The organism is Neobacillus canaveralius (assembly GCF_047237705.1).
GTDB lineage: Bacteria > Bacillota > Bacilli > Bacillales > Cytobacillaceae > Neobacillus > Neobacillus niacini_K.
In genome coordinates, this window is record NZ_JBDFLL010000001.1 from 2,002,147 (window position 1) to 2,019,562 (window position 17,416).

At 37.4% G+C, this 17,416-nt stretch carries 19 protein-coding genes; 13 read left to right on the top strand and 6 right to left on the bottom strand.

The window, feature by feature from the left end; genetic code table 11:
• Positions 1 to 17: 17 nt before the first annotated feature.
• Positions 18 to 167 carry a cytochrome c oxidase subunit 2A gene (locus ABC255_RS10210; RefSeq protein WP_283861247.1) on the bottom strand — a complete coding sequence of 50 codons (150 nt, stop codon included), beginning with the start codon at positions 165 to 167 and terminating at the stop codon, positions 18 to 20.
• A 719-nt stretch (positions 168 to 886) separates the two neighbouring features.
• On the opposite strand from ABC255_RS10210, the gene ABC255_RS10215 reads away from it, so the two are divergent.
• The 3 genes from ABC255_RS10215 (at position 887) to ABC255_RS10225 (ending at position 3,231) form a co-directional block, all read left to right on the top strand.
• Positions 887 to 1,975 carry a type III polyketide synthase gene (locus tag ABC255_RS10215; RefSeq protein WP_412993229.1) on the top strand — a complete coding sequence of 363 codons (1,089 nt, stop codon included), beginning with the start codon at positions 887 to 889 and terminating at the stop codon, positions 1,973 to 1,975.
• A 33-nt stretch (positions 1,976 to 2,008) separates the two neighbouring features.
• Complete coding sequence (locus ABC255_RS10220; RefSeq protein WP_412993231.1) at positions 2,009 to 2,551, top strand: isoprenylcysteine carboxyl methyltransferase family protein; 543 nt, start codon at positions 2,009 to 2,011, stop codon at positions 2,549 to 2,551.
• Between the two features lie 527 nt (positions 2,552 to 3,078).
• Positions 3,079 to 3,231, top strand: a complete 153-nt coding sequence (locus ABC255_RS10225) for a hypothetical protein (protein ID WP_412993232.1) — start codon at positions 3,079 to 3,081, stop codon at positions 3,229 to 3,231.
• A gap of 341 nt (positions 3,232 to 3,572) precedes the next feature.
• On the opposite strand, the gene ABC255_RS10230 is transcribed toward ABC255_RS10225, so the two are convergent.
• The gene (locus tag ABC255_RS10230; protein WP_412993234.1) at positions 3,573 to 4,481 is read right to left on the bottom strand and encodes a nuclease-related domain-containing protein; all 909 of its coding nucleotides are present in this window, start codon (positions 4,479 to 4,481) and stop codon (positions 3,573 to 3,575) included.
• A 154-nt stretch (positions 4,482 to 4,635) separates the two neighbouring features.
• Between ABC255_RS10230 and ABC255_RS10235 the strand changes: the two genes are divergently transcribed.
• Genes ABC255_RS10235 through ABC255_RS10245 form a run of 3 tightly spaced genes read left to right on the top strand, consistent with a single transcriptional unit; the run spans position 4,636 to position 10,087 of the window.
• Positions 4,636 to 8,304, top strand: a complete 3,669-nt coding sequence (locus ABC255_RS10235; protein WP_412993235.1) for a dynamin family protein — start codon at positions 4,636 to 4,638, stop codon at positions 8,302 to 8,304.
• A 17-nt stretch (positions 8,305 to 8,321) separates the two neighbouring features.
• Complete coding sequence (locus tag ABC255_RS10240; protein WP_412993237.1) at positions 8,322 to 9,149, top strand: sulfurtransferase; 828 nt, start codon at positions 8,322 to 8,324, stop codon at positions 9,147 to 9,149.
• A 44-nt stretch (positions 9,150 to 9,193) separates the two neighbouring features.
• A complete protein-coding gene (locus ABC255_RS10245) occupies positions 9,194 to 10,087 on the top strand; it encodes a 5'-3' exonuclease (RefSeq protein WP_412993239.1) in 894 nt (297 codons plus the stop codon).
• 39 nt (positions 10,088 to 10,126) lie between these two features.
• On the opposite strand, the gene sspL is transcribed toward ABC255_RS10245, so the two are convergent.
• Positions 10,127 to 10,264: a small, acid-soluble spore protein L gene (gene sspL / locus ABC255_RS10250; protein ID WP_306073616.1), complete on the bottom strand. Its 138-nt coding sequence runs from the start codon at positions 10,262 to 10,264 to the stop codon at positions 10,127 to 10,129.
• 87 nt (positions 10,265 to 10,351) lie between these two features.
• Between sspL and ABC255_RS10255 the strand changes: the two genes are divergently transcribed.
• Both ABC255_RS10255 and ABC255_RS10260 read left to right on the top strand, forming a co-directional pair.
• Positions 10,352 to 10,858, top strand: coding sequence for a divergent PAP2 family protein (locus ABC255_RS10255; RefSeq protein ID WP_335535084.1), 507 nt, complete (start codon positions 10,352 to 10,354; stop codon positions 10,856 to 10,858).
• 15 nt (positions 10,859 to 10,873) lie between these two features.
• Positions 10,874 to 11,155: a DUF6123 family protein gene (locus ABC255_RS10260; RefSeq protein ID WP_335535083.1), complete on the top strand. Its 282-nt coding sequence runs from the start codon at positions 10,874 to 10,876 to the stop codon at positions 11,153 to 11,155.
• A gap of 34 nt (positions 11,156 to 11,189) precedes the next feature.
• On the opposite strand, the gene ABC255_RS10265 is transcribed toward ABC255_RS10260, so the two are convergent.
• Both ABC255_RS10265 and ABC255_RS10270 read right to left on the bottom strand, forming a co-directional pair.
• Entirely contained in the window at positions 11,190 to 12,062 is an 873-nt protein-coding gene (locus ABC255_RS10265; protein WP_412998526.1) for a DMT family transporter, read from the bottom strand.
• A 53-nt stretch (positions 12,063 to 12,115) separates the two neighbouring features.
• Positions 12,116 to 12,523, bottom strand: coding sequence for a reverse transcriptase-like protein (locus ABC255_RS10270; RefSeq protein ID WP_412993241.1), 408 nt, complete (start codon positions 12,521 to 12,523; stop codon positions 12,116 to 12,118).
• A 193-nt stretch (positions 12,524 to 12,716) separates the two neighbouring features.
• Here ABC255_RS10270 and ABC255_RS10275 point away from each other — a divergent pair, with 193 nt between their 5' ends.
• Positions 12,717 to 13,373, top strand: a complete 657-nt coding sequence (locus tag ABC255_RS10275) for a reverse transcriptase-like protein (protein ID WP_412993243.1) — start codon at positions 12,717 to 12,719, stop codon at positions 13,371 to 13,373.
• Positions 13,374 to 13,393: 20 nt separating this feature from the next.
• Entirely contained in the window at positions 13,394 to 13,579 is a 186-nt protein-coding gene (locus ABC255_RS10280) for a zinc-finger domain-containing protein (RefSeq protein WP_412993244.1), read from the top strand.
• A gap of 108 nt (positions 13,580 to 13,687) precedes the next feature.
• Here ABC255_RS10280 and cspD read toward each other — a convergent pair whose 3' ends face one another.
• Positions 13,688 to 13,888, bottom strand: coding sequence for a cold-shock protein CspD (gene cspD, locus ABC255_RS10285; RefSeq protein ID WP_026563856.1), 201 nt, complete (start codon positions 13,886 to 13,888; stop codon positions 13,688 to 13,690).
• 275 nt (positions 13,889 to 14,163) lie between these two features.
• Here cspD and ABC255_RS10290 point away from each other — a divergent pair, with 275 nt between their 5' ends.
• From ABC255_RS10290 to mntR, 3 genes are all read left to right on the top strand, one after another.
• Positions 14,164 to 14,445 carry a hypothetical protein gene (locus ABC255_RS10290; protein ID WP_412993247.1) on the top strand — a complete coding sequence of 94 codons (282 nt, stop codon included), beginning with the start codon at positions 14,164 to 14,166 and terminating at the stop codon, positions 14,443 to 14,445.
• Positions 14,446 to 14,743: 298 nt separating this feature from the next.
• Positions 14,744 to 16,924 carry a DNA topoisomerase III gene (locus ABC255_RS10295; RefSeq protein WP_412993249.1) on the top strand — a complete coding sequence of 727 codons (2,181 nt, stop codon included), beginning with the start codon at positions 14,744 to 14,746 and terminating at the stop codon, positions 16,922 to 16,924.
• Between the two features lie 69 nt (positions 16,925 to 16,993).
• On the top strand, positions 16,994 to 17,416 hold the full coding sequence (gene mntR / locus ABC255_RS10300; RefSeq protein WP_412993250.1) for a transcriptional regulator MntR: 423 nt from the start codon (positions 16,994 to 16,996) through the stop codon (positions 17,414 to 17,416).

The following is a 17,416-nucleotide window of genomic DNA, read 5'->3' on the forward strand; positions in this document are numbered from 1 at the left end:
TTTTCCCCTTTCCCTCTCTAAAAACGGTCTAAAAATAAGAAGTAGACACTTACCCATGTGACAACTATAAAGATTCCCAAAAAGAAAACGGACGCTAATGTCCCTTTAAGAGAAGAGCTGTCTTCAATTTCTGTTTTTTTGTTTGTTTTCAGTTCCGCTTTCGCCATCCCCCAAGACTCCCTTCAGAATAATTAAATTAAATAATAAGTTCTCTTTCATAATACAAAACAATTGTGAAGAAAAAATAACAAAATTAACAGTTCACAAAATGTTCATTCCTAAGATAAGTACTATGTTAATAGTAATAAATTGATATAACAGTGATTTATATCACAATAGTAGTGCTGAACATGTGGCTAAATTGTGAACTATCACTTATTACCTGTGATAAAAGTAATTGATTATGTCTGTTATGATATAAAAAGCCTGTTTTATCAATAATTGTCACAAATTTGAAACTTTTTCATAGAATAATAATAGATGTATCTAAATTTTGAGAAGCGAGCGTGTTACGAATGGAAAAATATTATTGTGAACCATGCCGTCTCCTCTATGACCAAATTGAATATTGTAAAGTCTGTGGGTCCTTAGCAGAAAAAAAGATCAAAATTGAGGTTCAAGCCCAATCAGAAAACAATAAAAATGATAAAGCGCCGTAGTCAGGTGCTTTTTATTTGTTGAAGTGAGAATAACTATTCAAAGCTTTTATGAAAAATGGAAAAGTTTTCGTAATGATTTAGCCACAGCATTTCAGTTATAATCAAAGAGCACAACAACAACAACCTTCAAAACGTTGGCTTCCCTCAAGCAGGGAAGCTTTTTTTTGTACATAAATCTCCTTATTTTGGTAAAAATACCATTACCTACATTGAAGGAGAATAAACCAATGCCAACGATTCTTTCAGTAGCAGAAGCACTTCCGGAGTTTGAAATAAAACAAGAACAAGCAATTGACTTTGCCAGAGAACTTTTTTCAGAAAGATTTAAGGATATCGAAAGGCTGCTTAAAGCCTTCCAAAACGGACAAATAGAAAAAAGACATATCGTAAAAAATATTGAGTGGTATAGAGTGGACCATTCATTTGCAGAAAAAAACAATGCTTATATTGAGTCCGCTGTGACACTAGGAATGCAGGCGATTAAGAACTGCCTTAATAATGGGACATTTTTAACGAGAGAAATACATTGTGAAGAAATTGATGCGATATTTTATATTTCAACTACGGGTATGGCAACTCCCAGCATTGAGGCAAGAATCATGAACCTATTGCCATTTGGGGAGCACACCAAAAGAATCCCCATATGGGGGCTTGGATGCGCTGGAGGTGCTGCTGGATTATCACGGGCATTTGAATATTGCAAAGCCAACCCAAATTCAAAGGTATTAGTGCTTTCGGTTGAACTCTGCAGTTTAACCTTTCAAAGGAACGACTTTTCAAAGAGTAATTTAATTGGGACCTCACTATTTGCCGATGGGGTTGCATGTGCATTGATTTGTGGTAATGAGGTAAACCTTGATGATCTATGCGCTAAAAAGACTGCACCAGCCATTATTAATACTCAATCTACGTTAATGCCAGATTCCCTAGATGTTATGGGCTGGGATATACGGGATCAAGGATTGTTCGTTGTCTTTTCTAGAGATATCCCGAGTATTATTGAGGAGTGGCTAAAACCTAATGTTAGTAAATTTTTAAATGAGAATGGACTCCGGCTCCCTGAGATTGACCATTTTATTGCACATCCTGGCGGGAAAAAGGTGATTGAAGCTTATATCAAATCATTAAAAATACCTGTTTCGATGACCGACATTTCTCTCGAGGTGTTAAAGCAATTTGGAAACATGTCGTCGGCAACGATCATGTACGTCCTTAGACGATTTATGGAAATGGGTGGTGATGCGGGGTCCTACGGACTTTGCACCGCTCTAGGTCCGGGATTTAGTTCAGAATTGCTTTTACTGAAATGGGGGTAAATGATGATTCCTTTTTTAATATTTATTTCTGTTATGATTATTCAACGTTTACTTGAGTTAGTGATTGCTCGAAGAAATGAGAAATGGATGAAGGAACAGGGTGCGAGAGAATTTGGTTTAAAGCATTATCAATTTATTGTGCTGATGCATTCGTTATTTTTTGTTGTATTCATTTTTGAGAAAATTAGCTTTTTCCGTGAGCTATTACCATTTTGGCAGCTGTGTGCGGCAGTTTTTGTTTGTGCGCAGTTGATTAGAGTTTGGGCGATTTCGTCGCTTGGACGATTTTGGAATACAAAAATCCTTGTTTTACCAAATGTTGAGGTCGTGAGAAGAGGTCCATACCGTTTTATCAAACATCCAAATTATTTGGTTGTCTCGATTGAACTTTTGGTCGTACCATTGATGTTCGGTGCATACGTGACAGCTTGTTTGTTTACGATATTAAATATACTCATGCTGTCAATCAGAATACCAGCAGAGGAAAAAGCACTGCGGGAACTAACTGAATATGAAAGCTATTTAGGTAGTTGTAATCGGTTTCTGCCAAAATTGTTAAATAAATATGACAATTAACTTAAGTGTATTGAAAATGATTATCAGCTGTGATATTCTATTTTTAAAGAAGAATGAAAATCATTCTCATCACAGTTGAGCGGATAGGAAGGTGTAAATATGGCTTTTGCTTTGGTAAGTGGAACGGTAATCATATACGCATTTGTCATGAAGCACGTCTTAAAAAATGTGACACATTAAGAATATAGGTTGTTATAAAGCCAAGGAGAAATCCTTGGCTTATTTTTTTTAGGGCTCCAGTGACCGAAGAACATACGGAAAAGGCATTTGGATCAATGCATGAAGTCTGGAGTGACCGTAGAACATGATGAAAAGACTTTTTGGTCAATGCAGGTAGTCTGGAGTGACCGAAGAGCAAGGGGAAAAAGAATTTGGGTAACTCCATGTTGGCTGGAGTGACCGAAGAGCATGGAGAAATAGAATTTGGGTAACTCCATGGTGGCTGGAGTGACCGTAGAGCAAGGAGAAAAAGAATTTGGGTAACTCCATGGTGGCTGGAGTGACCGAAGAGCATGGGGAAATAGAATTTGGGTAACTCCATGCTGGCTGGAGAGACCGAAGAGCATGGAGAAATAGAAGTTGGGTCACTCCATTGTGGCTGGAGTGACCGAAGAGCATGGGGAAAAAGAATTTGGGTAACTCCATGGTGGCTGGAGAGACCGAAGAGCATGGAGAAATAGAATTTGGGTCACTCCATTGTGGCTGGAGTGACCGAAGAGCATGGAGAAATAGAATTTGGGTAACTCCATGGTGGCTGGAGTTACCGAAGAGCATGGAAAAATAACATTTGGGTAACTCCATGGTGGCTGGAGTTACCGAAGAGCATGGAGAAATAGAATTTGGGTAACTCCATGGTGGCTGGAGTGACCGAAGAGCATGGGGAAAAAGAATTTGGGTAACTCCATGGTGGCTGGAGTCTCCGAAGAGCATGGAGAAATAACATTTGGGTAACTCCAGCGGGTCTGGAGTAACCGAGAAGCAAATTAAAATGCATTTTCGGTCACTCCACTATAGTCAAATTTTATTTATAATAAGTAACGTGTTTTAACCCCATTTTCTGGTAATGTTTCTTCAATATCCGCCTAATCTGTTTCCTAGATTCAATTACCTTAAACCACTCAAATATCAAATTTGTTGTTATCTTTATATCTGGAAAGAGCAGCTGAAGTTCCCCCACGGCCCGTAAGATGGCGTCATCCACGTATTCCAAACACCCGCATGAATGACAGATGAAAATCTTCCCATCAAACGAAACTGCATAGGAATGGCACAACATAAAGCTGGGGCCTTTCTTCAGTTGATAAAAATCGTATGGCGGTAATCGTGAATAGGGGGAAGTCGTTTTATGTTCCTTCACTAAATCTTCGGCTAGCTTATAATGGTCATCGGTTAGAATAGAACTTCTCTTATTTAATTCTTCGAAATATTTAGCGTGCTGAGTGGGATATATAATCGGCTTGTCCAGTGGCGCTTGGTAGAGGGTGAATGAAGGATTGACAAAGAAAACATTTGATTTTAAAGAAATAGAGTATTTTTTCTTTTGGAGAAACTGGAGTAGCAATGTGTTGCTTTTCTTTATTTGGTCAAGGGGATTCTGGATCACAGTATCATTCATCGCATGGAACTGATCAGATTTATAATAAAAATCCCCCTCAAAATTTTTCACTTCACAAGGAAAATGGGTCCCTTGGCTAATTAGAAAGGAATCTAGTTGAAAAGTGGTAGAGTTCGTCTCCAAGAGTAAATCATTCAATATAAGAAACTTATTTGGATCAAGCCCTTCCGTAAATTGATCAAACATCACCTCACCTTGGAATCCTTTTTCAAGATTTGCATAAAGTAATTTCTCTTTACTTGGTAAAATCGAACGATAACTCAACAACCTAAAAATCTTCAACTCATCTGACTCTTTACGTTCCCTAAATGCCATAATCCACTTCCTTCCTCTTTTCTTTAATTGTAACCAAGGAATAAAATAAAAGAAGTGAATATTATGTTAACAATTTTGTTTTCAAGATAGGAAAAGTTTGAATTATCGTATAAAATATAAAATATTACAAAGTTGTGAACAAGGGGAAAAGACTATGGTGCAAACGGCGATTACACAAGAAACCATTCAATCACTCAAAAATAAGATCCTTGCTTTATATGAATATCTTATTGAACAAGGTGATACTGAAAACGCAGAAAAAACAAAGCAGTTAGCAAAGAAACTGCAAAATAGGGAGTTTATGATTGCATTTTGCGGTCACTTTTCAGCTGGAAAATCAACGATGATTAACAAAGTGGTCGGTGAGAATTTGCTGCCATCGAGCCCGATTCCCACCAGTGCTAACCTCGTCAGGGTAAAGTCAGGTGAGGAATATGCGAAGGTTTTTTTCAAAAATGAAAAGCCGCGGGTGTATTTAGCACCATATGATTATGAATTAGTAAAGAAATACTGCAAGGATGGCGACCAAATCGAGGAAATCGAAATAAGCCATGCAGACTCACAGTTGCCACCTAATACCGTTATTATGGATACACCTGGAATCGATTCTGCTGATGATGCACACAAGGTAGCAACAGAATCAGCTATTCACCTGGCAGATTTAGTTTTATACGTGATGGATTATAACCATGTTCAAGCGGAGCTGAACTTTTTATTCACAAAGGAGTTAACGGAGGCAGGAAAAGAAGTTTATCTCGTTATTAACCAAGTTGATAAGCATAAAGACGAAGAGCTCTCATTCCGCCAATTTCAAGAAAGTGTCACGGATTCATTTGCTGCATGGGGAGTCAAGCCTGCGCGCATCTTTTATACTTCATTAAAGTTTCAAAATCATAAACTGAATGAATTTGATGAGTTAAAAACATTTATTGGACAGAAATTGCAGAATAAGGACCAACTTCTACAGCAATCGGTTTTCTATTCACTGAAAAAGATAGCTCAGGATCATCTTGAACAAGAACGTAATAAAAGGGAAGAAGAACTTCAGCCTATTTTTGAAATGTTAAATGAGCTGCCAGAGGAAGAAAAACAGCAATTAACACAAACCTATCAATCCATCAGTGCAAACCTAAAGACGCTTGAAAAAGGGGTTGAGGAAACAGAAAAAGAAATAGACCAAGAAATAGCAAAGATTTTAAACAATGCTTATTTAATGCCATTTCAAACAAGAGAATTAGCTCAAAGCTTTCTTGAAGCCTCACAGCCAGAATTTAAGGTAGGTTTTCTTTTCTCTAAACAAAAAACACTGGAGGAAAAGAATGCGCGGTTGGATCAGCTGTATAAGGACCTTCAGGATAAAACCAAATCACAGCTTGAATGGCACCTCCGTGAATATCTAATTGCAATTCTCAAGAGCAATAGCCTAGATGAACAAGAGCTGCTAAATAAAGCACAATCGTTTTCTATTGAAGTTCCAATCGATTTAATTGTTCAAACTGTTAAACAAGGAGCCAGAGTTTCTGGTGAATATGTGCTTCATTACACAGAGGACTTGGCGAACGGAATAAAAAAAATTGCACGAGAGGGCATTTTAGATTTTAAACATGCGCTCATGCCTGTACTAGCAGCAAAAACAAAATCTTTGACACAGGTGTATCAAGAAGAGTTTAAAAGTATAGAAAAATATGTGGGCGCGCTATCTGAAAAAAACAACTTTGAAAAAGAAACAGTCACAAAAAAAGCTGCAGTTGCCAGGTTGGTAAATGAATCAGTTGAAACTAAAAGTGACGATTATTTGCTATTTAAGCAAGAGGAAGAGGATGCTGAAGTAGTATATGGTACGTCTCTTCCGGAGACAGAGTCTGTTCAAAAGAATAAGCCAGTGCCATCTGTAACTCACGAAGAAAACACTGTAACCAAGAAAAATGAAACGGAAAAAGCAAGAAGTAATTTACAAAGCATGGTAGTTCGATTAGATCAATCTGCGAAGCTTATTGACAGTCTGCCTGGTTTTCAAAAACTAGCTAAGGAATTGGAAGACAAAGCAGACCGTTTAGCTCACAAAGGGTTCACGGTCGCATTGTTTGGCGCATTCAGTGCTGGAAAATCTTCTTTTGCCAATGCGCTGATGGGGGAAAGGGTACTTCCGGTATCACCTAATCCGACAACAGCGGCCATTAATAAAATTAAGCCTGTAACCGATCAATATCAGCATGGCACAGTGCTTGTGAAGTTTAAGGAAGAAAACGCCATGCTTGAGGATGTAAACCGTTCATTGAAGTTATTTGATTTGCAAACTACTGCCTTAGAAGGCGCCTCAAAAGAAATTGATAAGGTCATGCTCGAAAAAGGGCAGGAAGGTGTAGCGGAAAAGACACACTATGCATTTCTACAAGCATTTAAAAGCGGCTTCCTCCTCCATGGAAAACAGCTCGGATCAGTTTTGGAAACGGACTTAAACGAATTTGCTGATTTCGTGGCGTTGGAAGAAAAGTCTTGCTTTGTTGAATGGATTGAGCTGTACTATGATTGTGAATTGACTCGCAAAGGAATTACCCTTGTTGATACACCAGGGGCGGACTCGATTAATGCCCGCCATACAGGAGTAGCTTTCGACTATATTAAGAACTCGGACGCGATTTTGTTTGTTACGTATTATAACCATGCCTTTTCAAAAGCGGACAGAGAGTTTTTAATACAGCTTGGTCGAGTTAAGGAATCCTTCCAGCTTGATAAAATGTTCTTTATTATTAACGCGATAGACTTAGCTGAAAATGAGGAGGAGAAGGAAACCGTTGCGGAATATGTAACAGACCAATTAATAAAATATGGGATTCGCAAACCACACCTCTATCCATTATCTAGTTTGTTAGCGCTGAAGGAAAAATTAGAACCAAACATAGATGCAAAGTCGGGCATGGAGAATTTTGAAGGCGATTTCTATCATTTTATTTCAAATGATTTAACGGAAATGGCTCTCACATCAGCGGGTAACGAATTAAATCGTGTACATGACTTAGTAGGAAAACTAATTGATAATTCGAAAGAAGACCAATCCGTTAAGGACAAAAAACGCACTGAAATTGAAAAACAAAAAGCGATGATTAAAGCTTTACTGGATAAACAAACACCAGAGGGTGTACAAAAACGAATGACCCAAGAGGGAGAAGAACTTCTTTACTATATTAAACAAAGAGTCTTTCTACGATTTGGTGACTTTTTTAAAGAAGCTTTTAATCCTGCAACCTTAAGAGATGACGGAAGAAATTTAAAGAAGGCAGTTCAATCAGCTTTAGATGAACTGTTAGAAAGTTTAGGCTTCGATTTCGCACAGGAACTCCGAGCCACAACAGTGAGACTGGATTCTTTTGCTGGAAAGGTTTTAACCGAATATTATACGGGCCTAACGCGCAGCATGAGCGAAATAAATAAAGACCTATCATTTTCAACTTTTGAGATGAAGCACGAAGGGGAAATCGAGTTTCCTTTAGCATTCAGGGATTTAAATAAACAGCTGTTTACAAAAGCATTGTCTTATTTTAAAAATCCAAAATCCTTTTTTGAAAAAAATGAAAAGAAGCTTATGAGTGATGAACTATTTAATATTTTAAATGTCCCAGCGGATGATTATCTCAAATCTGAAGGCCAAAAACTAGCAGAATATTACTTCGGTATTGTGTCCGACCAATTCGAACAATTAATCACCGAAATAGAGCAACAGGCAGACGATTTTTATTTGAGCCTTCTCACAGCTTTAGATGGGGGAGTATCCATCGAGAAATTACAAGAAGTTTACCGAAAATTGGAAGAGTCAACATATTAATTCACTGGGGGATTTCTATGAATTATATTATCGACAAGGAATGGCTGCTTAAAAATTTAAATGATTCTCATGTCCGTATTGTGGATTGCTCTTTTTCGTTAGCAGACTCTAACAAAGGCAGACAGGAATATGAAAAAAATCATATTCCTGGTGCCAGCTATTTTGACCTTGAAAAAGATTTATCCGGCGAGGTTTCCGAACATGGCGGCCGGCACCCATTGCCTAACATCGAAAAGTTTATTGATAAACTTGAACTAGCTGGGATTGATGAAAATACAACAGTAATCTCCTATGATCAAGGGGAAGGTGCTTTTGCCGCAAGGTTTTGGTGGCTATTGCAATATCTTGGACATGAAAAAGTGTATGTTTTGGATGGAGGCTTAAAAGGCTGGAATGAAGGGAATTACCCGGTTACATCAGATGTGCCCACTTTTAATAAAGCGACTTTTAAGCCGAAAATTAATCATGACCTGCTTGCAAGTATGGAGGAGGTAAGGACAGTGTCGGGTGGACAAGATTCCAAGTCAATCCTAATTGATTCTAGGGAAGAGAGACGATATTTAGGATTAGAGGAACCGATAGATAAAAAAGCTGGGAGGATTCCTGGGGCAATTAATAAACCATGGTTCGAAGGATTAAATTCCGGTTATTATAAGCAAGCTGAAGACCAAAAACACCGGTTCACAGACATTAAACCTGAAAACGAAATCATTGTTTACTGTGGTTCAGGAGTCACAGCAGCACCAAATTATCTGGCATTAAAAGCAGCAGGCTTTCAAAAGGTAAAACTTTACTTGGGAAGTTTTAGCGATTGGATTTCCTATCAGGAAAACGAAATAGAGTAAGTTTTTATGCTATAATAGTTTTCTAAATGATAGGAGGTCTATTTATGGAAAATCAAAAACCTTCACTTATGCTAGTTGATGGAATGGCGCTGTTATTTCGTGCTTTTTATGCTACGGCTGTAACAGGTCAATTTATGATAAATTCAAAAGGTATTCCTACAAATGGAATTCACGGATTCATTAAGCATTTATTCACTGCAGTTTCGTCCTTTAAACCTTCCCACGTAGCAGTTTGTTGGGATATGGGCAGTAAAACATTTCGCTCTGAATTATTTGATGCCTATAAAGGAAATCGTGGTGAAGCACCAGTGGAATTAATTCCTCAATTTGATTTGGTTAAAGAAGTAGTTGCCGCGTTTGATATCCCTAACATTGGGTTAGTAGGCTACGAAGCAGATGACTGTATTGGAACGATTGCGTTTCAAGCAAGAGAGCATGCACATGTTTCGATACTAACGGGTGACCAAGATATCCTTCAGCTGCTAGATGAAAGTATCTCCGTTATTTTATTGAAAAAGGGCTATGGGAATTATCTTGTTCATACACCTGATACCTTCTTTGAAGAAAAAGGCATCAAACCTCGTCAAATGATTGATTTGAAAGCATTAATGGGAGACCCTAGTGATAATTACCCAGGAGTTAAGGGCATTGGTGAGAAAACCGCACTTAAGCTTTTAAAGGAATTTGAGCATGTTGAGGGGATTATTTCTAATCTTGATCTTCTTTCAAAGTCTCATAAAACAAAAATTGAACAGGATTTAGAAATGCTTCATTTATCACGCATGCTTGCGGAAATTAAATGTGACGTTCCTGTAACGTGTGACCTTAATGAAGCTGGTCTGAAGATTGAGAAAGAAAAAGCTATAAATAAATTAAATGAACTGGAACTTCGTGGATTGCAGCGCATGTTGCCGCTTGAAGCCTCAATTGTTTCCTAATGCTTAGGCTGTCCCAAAAATGGGACAGCCTTTTCCATATTATTTAGTGTTGCTTTTTTTGGCAGCGTTTTCTAATTTACTCTTAGGGTCTTCTGTCATTTCCGCGTCCTGACCATAGCCCTGTGGATTGACTCCAGGTGCCTTGACACCGCGATTTCTTGAACCGTTTTTACTCACCGCTGTTCACCTCCCATTTTTTTAGTATTTCCACGCAAGAATAATAAAACTCAACTTTCTAAACAATAAAGATAAGAGGTGATAAAAATGAACAAAGGTGTTTATTTAGCCCTATCAAGTATTGCTTTAGCACAGGGCTTAAAGATTCCCATTCATTATTATAAAAAGAAAGAATGGCGCCCAGACCTCTTTTTCCAAACTGGTGGAATGCCAAGCTCTCATTCAGCAGGGGTTTCTACACTAACAACCTATATTGCGCTTCAACGCGGGCTGCCAACATTTGATTTTGCACTATCCCTCGTTTACGGGCTGATTGTTATGTATGATGCTCAAGGTATACGGCGACAAACAGGTGAACTCACCTTAAAAGTAAATTCCATGCAAGATTTAATGGAAAAAGTGGACAAAGAAGAAAGCGTAGAATTTGAACAGGAAGCTCCAAAAAAGTTAAAGGAAATGTTAGGACATCAGCCAGAAGAAGTAATTGGCGGTGCCATTCTTGGGGCAATAGTAGGAGTAGTTGGGCATTTATGTTCAAAAAAGGGTAGAAAATTGTCGAAATTTAAGTTAAAATCTGATAGTAGATGGTTTTAGATTGCTTGGAGAGGGATGGAGAAGCCAGTGCGAACAACTGATGAGTACTTGCACTACCTAGAAGGAAAAGGATTTCAATTTCAAGAGGATGCAATTGGGTTTATTTATTTCGGAAAACACTATACGAATGCTTCCGATGAATTGATTAATTCTGCGATAGAGATCACATTGAAAGCCCAAAAGAAATTTGATGGGAGCTTTTATGTGTCATTATTAGAAACCCTTGTTTCGAGCAAAATACAAACAAGAAATGCGGCTCTAAAGTTCGTTAAAGAAAGAGAACTAGTGGCAATATAAACAAAAATCCTCCCCTAAAAGGAGGATTTTTGTTTTACCCTTGAAAGCTTTTGTTTTTTCTAAGCAGAGGAAATTTGTTTGCAGGAAGCTCTGCAAAAATCATTCCTGCAAAAATAAGCAAGCAGCCAAATAGTGCACTAGCAGATAAGTGTTCATCAGCCAAATAATAACCGGTAATTGCTGCAAATACAGGCTCCATTGCGAATATTAACGCCACTCTTGTAGCGGTAGTGTATTTTTGAAAACTTGTTTGAATTAAAAATGCTAGCGCCGTAGCTAACACACTGGTGATTATTAAAGCTACAATGACATCTTGCGAAAGCAAAATTCCCACATTAAATGATTTTCTCCAATCTTCAAAAATAAAGGAGGAAAGGATTGATAATACAGCTACGGTGGAAATTTGAATCACCGTTAACAATAAAGTTGGATATTTGCTCGAGAACTTTCCTGTGAATATAATTTGAAGAGCAAAGCTAATCGCACAAATAAACACTAAAGCATCGCCAATATTTAAAGACGAAACGTCGGTCATTGTTAGCAGAAATAAGCCAATGGTGGCAATCGAAACTCCGACTACTGCATTTCTGCTTGGAAATTGTTTTAGCAAAAACATTGAAAAAAGTGGGACGAAGATGACACTTAACCCAGTTATAAACCCAGCTTTAGAAGTGGTTGTATATAATAAACCGAACGTTTGAGTGGCGTAGCCAAGAAATAGCCAGAATCCAATAAATACACCGGAAGCAAGCATTTTTAAATTCAATAATGCAATCTGCTTTCGTTCAAAGAGAAATAGCCATAATAAAAGCATAACTGCTGCAGCCAGAAAGCGAATTCCATTAAAGGAAAATGGTTCGAGCAGACTAATTGCATTTTGAACAAGAACAAACGTTGTACCCCAAATAAATGTAACAAAAGTAAGCTGATATCAGCAAAAATAGGCTTTTTCATGCTGCTTTATTCTTCCTCCAATATATTTTTTCGGATTGCTAGGCGGGCTAATTCATCCGCTACCTTATTTTCGATGCTTGGAATCCACTTCATAAAAAATAAATCAAATTGTGTGGTCAACTGTAAAGCTTTATCCAGTAACGGGGCATACAATTTGTTTTTGGCAAATTCCTTCTCAACACCTTTATTGACTAATTCTGAATCAGTTCGAAAGGATACAACTGAATGTGAATAGCCTTTTTCTAAGCAGATTTCTAACGCTTTAATAAATGCATGATATTCTGCCTCATGATTGGTCATTACCCCTAGTGGGATGGAATATTTTTCTGCTGTTCCATTCCCTTTAATAAATATTCCAGCACCGCTTGGTCCCGGGTTACCAGCACTGGCACCGTCGATATAAACTTCAATCAAAGCAGACCCTCCAGTTTCATAATAATTGAAAGTTTATCATAATCTAACACAAAACGCAGGAAATATATTTTTCCTATTTCTACTTTGTTGATGTGGGTATGCTAAGACTAGATGTTATAACATATTGTAAGAAAGTGCCAATCGATATTTATTACTTTTCAACTCAGAAATTTTTTAAGGAAGGTTGAAAATCATGAAATATAGACTTGAATGGAATTATAAAACTGGAAAAAATGAAAAAATACAATTTACCTCTGATTGGATATCAACTGAATTGGCAATACAAGCTGGTGAAGAGCTAGAAAAGCTGGGAAAAGCAAGTGATATTTATTTTTATGATGAGGTTGGTACATCGTGGATTTTAAAAGAACTGAAAAAGCTAGTTACTGAAATAGAAGATGATCCTCATGAAATTACTGTATATTTTGATGGTGGATTCCAAAAGGAAACCAATACTGCTGGTCTTGGAGTGGTTATCTTCTTTAAACAAGGGAAGAAGAAATATCGTATTCGTGCGAACGAAATGTTCAATGAAATGGAAACAAATAATGAAGCAGAATACGCAGCTTTATATTATGCATTAACGATTTTAGAGGAATTAGGTGTTCATCATCTGCCGTGTGAATTCAAAGGGGACTCTCAGGTTGTGTTAAAGCAATTGGAGGGAGAATGGCCATGTTATGAGGATGTGCTCAATGCCTGGCTCGATAGGATAGAAGAAAAAATCAAAGCACTATCTCTTACACCGAAGTACACGCCTATTCCAAGGAATGACAATAAAGAAGCAGATAAATTGGCGACACAGGCGTTAGAGGGGAAGGAAATTTTCGCGAAGACACAAATCATTTAAGGACGGGGTGCCGTAAACTCATGAAAAATTCAAGCAGAAAAGAACTGTTTAATCATGTTGAAACCCTATTGGCTGTCTATTGTAATGGCTGCTTTGTCCATCAACAGTTTAAACAAGAAGGCGGCAGGAGGTTCGCGCATCGCTTTTGTATTTCACAATGTACAGTAGGAGAAAAGCTGCAAGAATATGGGAAAAGGCTAACATGAATATCAGTTCTCGGCTTAGAAATGGTTCACTGAGGATATTTCGGCCAGGTGTCTGAGGAAAAGAGAAAAAAGGCTGACGGTATACGCCAGCCTTTGGTTGTTTGATGATTATAGTTTTACTACGTTAGCAGCTTGTGGTCCACGGTTTCCTTCAACGATTTCGAAAGAAACTTCTTGGCCTTCTTCTAAAGACTTGAAGCCTTCGCCAGTGATCGCGCTGAAGTGTACAAATACATCGTCTCCGCCTTCAACTTCGATAAAACCGAAACCTTTTTCATTGTTAAACCATTTTACTTTACCGTTTTGCATCTACTATTTCCTCCTAAGCCTTTGAAGGACACCTTGTAAAAAGTGCCAAAGATAAATATTATCATGACCACAAAGATAATATAAATACTATTCACTTAATGATACATGACGCTTTAAATATACATGAATATTTTTTGTCAGTCAAGGAAAGTAAGCGCTTTTTTACCCAGTAAAACGTATTTTCATGCAATCTACAAAATTAATAATTCTATCTGAACATAAATTTTTATCAGCCTCATATTCTTATAAAAATGGTTGATAAAGGGGTAGGAGTAATGTACCGATTTTCGATTGAGGGAGATGAATGGATTTTAAGATTCTCGCCGCAAGTCTTCATTGAGGCAGAAGAAAAACAAGTTGTCTTGATGTCTTTGCTTCAAATCGGAAATGATTTATCATCTTATTCACATGGTGATGCCTTTCTCATGTTCACGAAGAAAATAGGTGCAATTGTTTTTGATGTTGAAAGAATTCCATCATTTATTTTGACGGTATCGAATATCATTCCAGAAGAAAATTGGTATATGCAGGATTCAAATTTAAAATTAATACAATAATTACTGAAAAGGTGGTCAGAAATGATCACTTTTTTGTGTCACCTGTTAAAATTTTGACAAACATATTTTTATAAATAATGAAAATGTTTGCTAAGATATGCTTGTAAGTTATCCTCTGAATATCCCCTTTGTAACATCTGATTACCCACTCATACAATCCATATTTTGAATTTAAAAGCTTATCTCTACTAAATATAAACTATCCAAATGGGTTTATTGTAATTTTTTTATCCTTTACAAAAAGACGAATAAAGTGGGAAAATGAATGCTGGATGCTTTATCAAAAGGAGCAATCGTAATGAAATTAATTATTGCTGAAAAGCCAGATCAAGGTTCAACATTGGCTTCTATTTTTAAAAATAAAAAACAAAATGGTTTTATTGAGATTTTTCCAAACGATACTTTTACAAATGGTGCATACGTCACTTGGGCTATCGGACATTTATGCCAGTTGGTGAATCCAGAAGCCTATGAGCCAGGATGGAAGAAATGGTCGTTGGATAATCTGCCAATGATACCTGCTCAGTTCCAATATGAAGTGACGAAGGATAAAATAAAACAATTTTCTGTTATCCAAAAGCTTGTAAATAATCCAGCGGTAACAGAAATTATTCATGCGGGGGACGCCGGGCGTGAGGGAGAATTAATCATCCGTAATATTCTTCGGATTACGGGTTGCAGGAAGCCAATGAAGCGTCTATGGATATCATCTTTAACACCTAATTCGATTCGTGAAGGTTTTAATAAATTATTAGATGAAGATTATACTAGAAATCTATATTATGAAGCATACACCCGAGCTTGTGCAGATTGGGTAGTTGGAATGAATGCCTCAAGACTCTACAGCTTGCTTTTGCAAAAACAAGGCTTTTCTGACGTGTTTTCAGTTGGCAGGGTACAGACCCCCACATTGGCTCTCATCGTAAAAAGAGAATTAGAAATCGAAGATTTTAAATCTGAACCCTTCTGGGAGGTAATTGCCCATTTTAACATCGATGGCAAGAAATATAGCGGCAAATGGCAGAATGATGGAGAAACCCGAGTAAAAACTAAAGAAATGGCTGAGAAGGTTGCCGCGTTTTGCAGGGATAAGCCTGCAGAAGTATCAGATGTACAATCGGAAAGAAAAGAGTTTTTCCCACCATTACTTTATAATCTTTCTGCTCTTCAAGCTGAAGCTAATAAACGATATAAGTTTTCACCGAAGAAGACGTTAGATGTGCTCCAAAAACTTTATCAAAAAGGAAATGTATCCTATCCCCGCTCTGACTCGCGGTATGTAACGAAAGAAGAAGCAAATACATTCCCTGAAATCCTTACTAAGTTAAGTCATATCAATGGTTATGATAAATTCTTCCCGCTGCCAGTGGAATCAATTGCGGATAACAAGCGATATGTAAATGAAAAAAAAGTTACAGATCACTATGCCATTATTCCTACTGAACAAATTCCAAATGTTGAAAGATTGGACCCAGATGAAAAGAAGCTTTATGACCTCATTGTTACAAGTTTAATTGCCGCGCATTATCCGAAAGCAATTGCTGAATATACGACGGTGACAACTTTAGTAGATGGACGGGCGGTATTTCAATCAAAGGGAAAGGTCCAAATCGACGAAGGCTGGCGGAAGGTAATCAACCAAAAGGAAAAAGAGGATGAACCGTCTCTTCCCCAACTAGCAAAAGGGGAACAAGGGCGTACGGTCAAGGTTGATGTGAAAGAAAGCCAGACCCAGCCGCCAAAACGTTATACTGAAGGTCAGTTAATTACGTTAATGAAGACTGCCGGCAAGCATATTGAAGACAAGGAAATGGAGAAAATTTTATCTAAGACAGAAGGTCTTGGTACTGAGGCGACAAGAGCTGGAATTATTACCATGCTGAAGGACCGAAAATATATTGATGTAACCAAGAACCTAGTATATGCGACAGCAAAGGCTAGAATTTTAATTGAAGCTATCGGACAGGAAATTCTTGCTTCCCCGGAAATGACGGCAAAATGGGAGCAGAAATTAAAAGAAATTTCAGAGGGGGCGGCTTCTCCAAAGAATTTCATGGAACAAACGAATAAAATGGTCTCCCACTTAATCTCTTCAGGAGTAGGACATTCTGCTAATTGGGTCTTTTCAGAAGATATGCGTGAAAATTTTACCCCTAGTAAAAAGATGACAAAGGGTAAAGGCGGTACAAAACTGGGAAAATGTAAAAAATGTGACGGCTCCATTGTCGATAAAGGCAGCTTTTACGGGTGTTCTAACTATCAAAAAAACCAATGTAATTTCACAATTTCAAAAAAAATCCTCGGGAAAAATATTACCCAAAAGAATGTAAAACTTCTTTTATCTGGAGAGAAAACGGAGTTGATTGTAGGTTTTACGAATAAGGACAAAACCTTTAATGCAAGGCTTTTTCTTGATGAACAGGAGATGAGGGTTAAGTTTTTATTTGAAGAACAGAGTTCCAAAACTGTGACAAAGTGATAATTCAACTTGTCACTATTTTTTTTCTATAGTACACTTTTAAGAGAGTAATTTTTTTGGAGGTACGGGATGCCAACACCGAGTATGGAAGATTATATAGAGCAAATATATATGTTAATTGAAGAAAAAGGATACGCCAGAGTTTCAGATATTGCAGAGGCATTAGCTGTTCATCCCTCCTCAGTAACAAAAATGGTTCAAAAGCTAGACAAAGATGAATATCTTGTTTATGAAAAGTACAGAGGCTTCAGCTTAACAACAAAAGGGAATAAGATTGGAAAGCGCCTCGTATTTAGACATGATTTATTGGAACAATTTCTTAAAATCATCGGAGTAAAAGATGAAAATATATATAAAGATGTTGAAGGAATTGAGCACCATTTAAGCTGGGATTCAATTGAAAGAATCGTTGACCTCGTACAGTTTTTTCAAGAAGATGAAACGAGAATTGATGCTTTAAAAGAAATTCAAAAACAAAATGAAGCCGAATAA

Excerpts from the sequence above, each read along its gene's own strand:
- ABC255_RS10210 (WP_283861247.1), bottom strand. The coding sequence starts at position 167 with ATGGCGAAAGCGGAACTGAAAACAAACAAAAAAACAGAAATTGAAGAC.
- ABC255_RS10215 (WP_412993229.1), top strand. The coding sequence starts at position 887 with ATGCCAACGATTCTTTCAGTAGCAGAAGCACTTCCGGAGTTTGAAATA.
- ABC255_RS10220 (WP_412993231.1), top strand. The coding sequence starts at position 2,009 with ATGATTATTCAACGTTTACTTGAGTTAGTGATTGCTCGAAGAAATGAG.
- ABC255_RS10230 (WP_412993234.1), bottom strand. The coding sequence starts at position 4,481 with ATGGCATTTAGGGAACGTAAAGAGTCAGATGAGTTGAAGATTTTTAGG.
- ABC255_RS10235 (WP_412993235.1), top strand. The coding sequence starts at position 4,636 with ATGGTGCAAACGGCGATTACACAAGAAACCATTCAATCACTCAAAAAT.
- ABC255_RS10240 (WP_412993237.1), top strand. The coding sequence starts at position 8,322 with ATGAATTATATTATCGACAAGGAATGGCTGCTTAAAAATTTAAATGAT.
- ABC255_RS10245 (WP_412993239.1), top strand. The coding sequence starts at position 9,194 with ATGGAAAATCAAAAACCTTCACTTATGCTAGTTGATGGAATGGCGCTG.
- ABC255_RS10255 (WP_335535084.1), top strand. The coding sequence starts at position 10,352 with ATGAACAAAGGTGTTTATTTAGCCCTATCAAGTATTGCTTTAGCACAG.
- ABC255_RS10260 (WP_335535083.1), top strand. The coding sequence starts at position 10,874 with ATGGAGAAGCCAGTGCGAACAACTGATGAGTACTTGCACTACCTAGAA.
- ABC255_RS10275 (WP_412993243.1), top strand. The coding sequence starts at position 12,717 with ATGAAATATAGACTTGAATGGAATTATAAAACTGGAAAAAATGAAAAA.
- ABC255_RS10280 (WP_412993244.1), top strand. The coding sequence starts at position 13,394 with ATGAAAAATTCAAGCAGAAAAGAACTGTTTAATCATGTTGAAACCCTA.
- cspD (WP_026563856.1), bottom strand. The coding sequence starts at position 13,888 with ATGCAAAACGGTAAAGTAAAATGGTTTAACAATGAAAAAGGTTTCGGT.
- ABC255_RS10290 (WP_412993247.1), top strand. The coding sequence starts at position 14,164 with ATGTACCGATTTTCGATTGAGGGAGATGAATGGATTTTAAGATTCTCG.
- ABC255_RS10295 (WP_412993249.1), top strand. The coding sequence starts at position 14,744 with ATGAAATTAATTATTGCTGAAAAGCCAGATCAAGGTTCAACATTGGCT.
- mntR (WP_412993250.1), top strand. The coding sequence starts at position 16,994 with ATGCCAACACCGAGTATGGAAGATTATATAGAGCAAATATATATGTTA.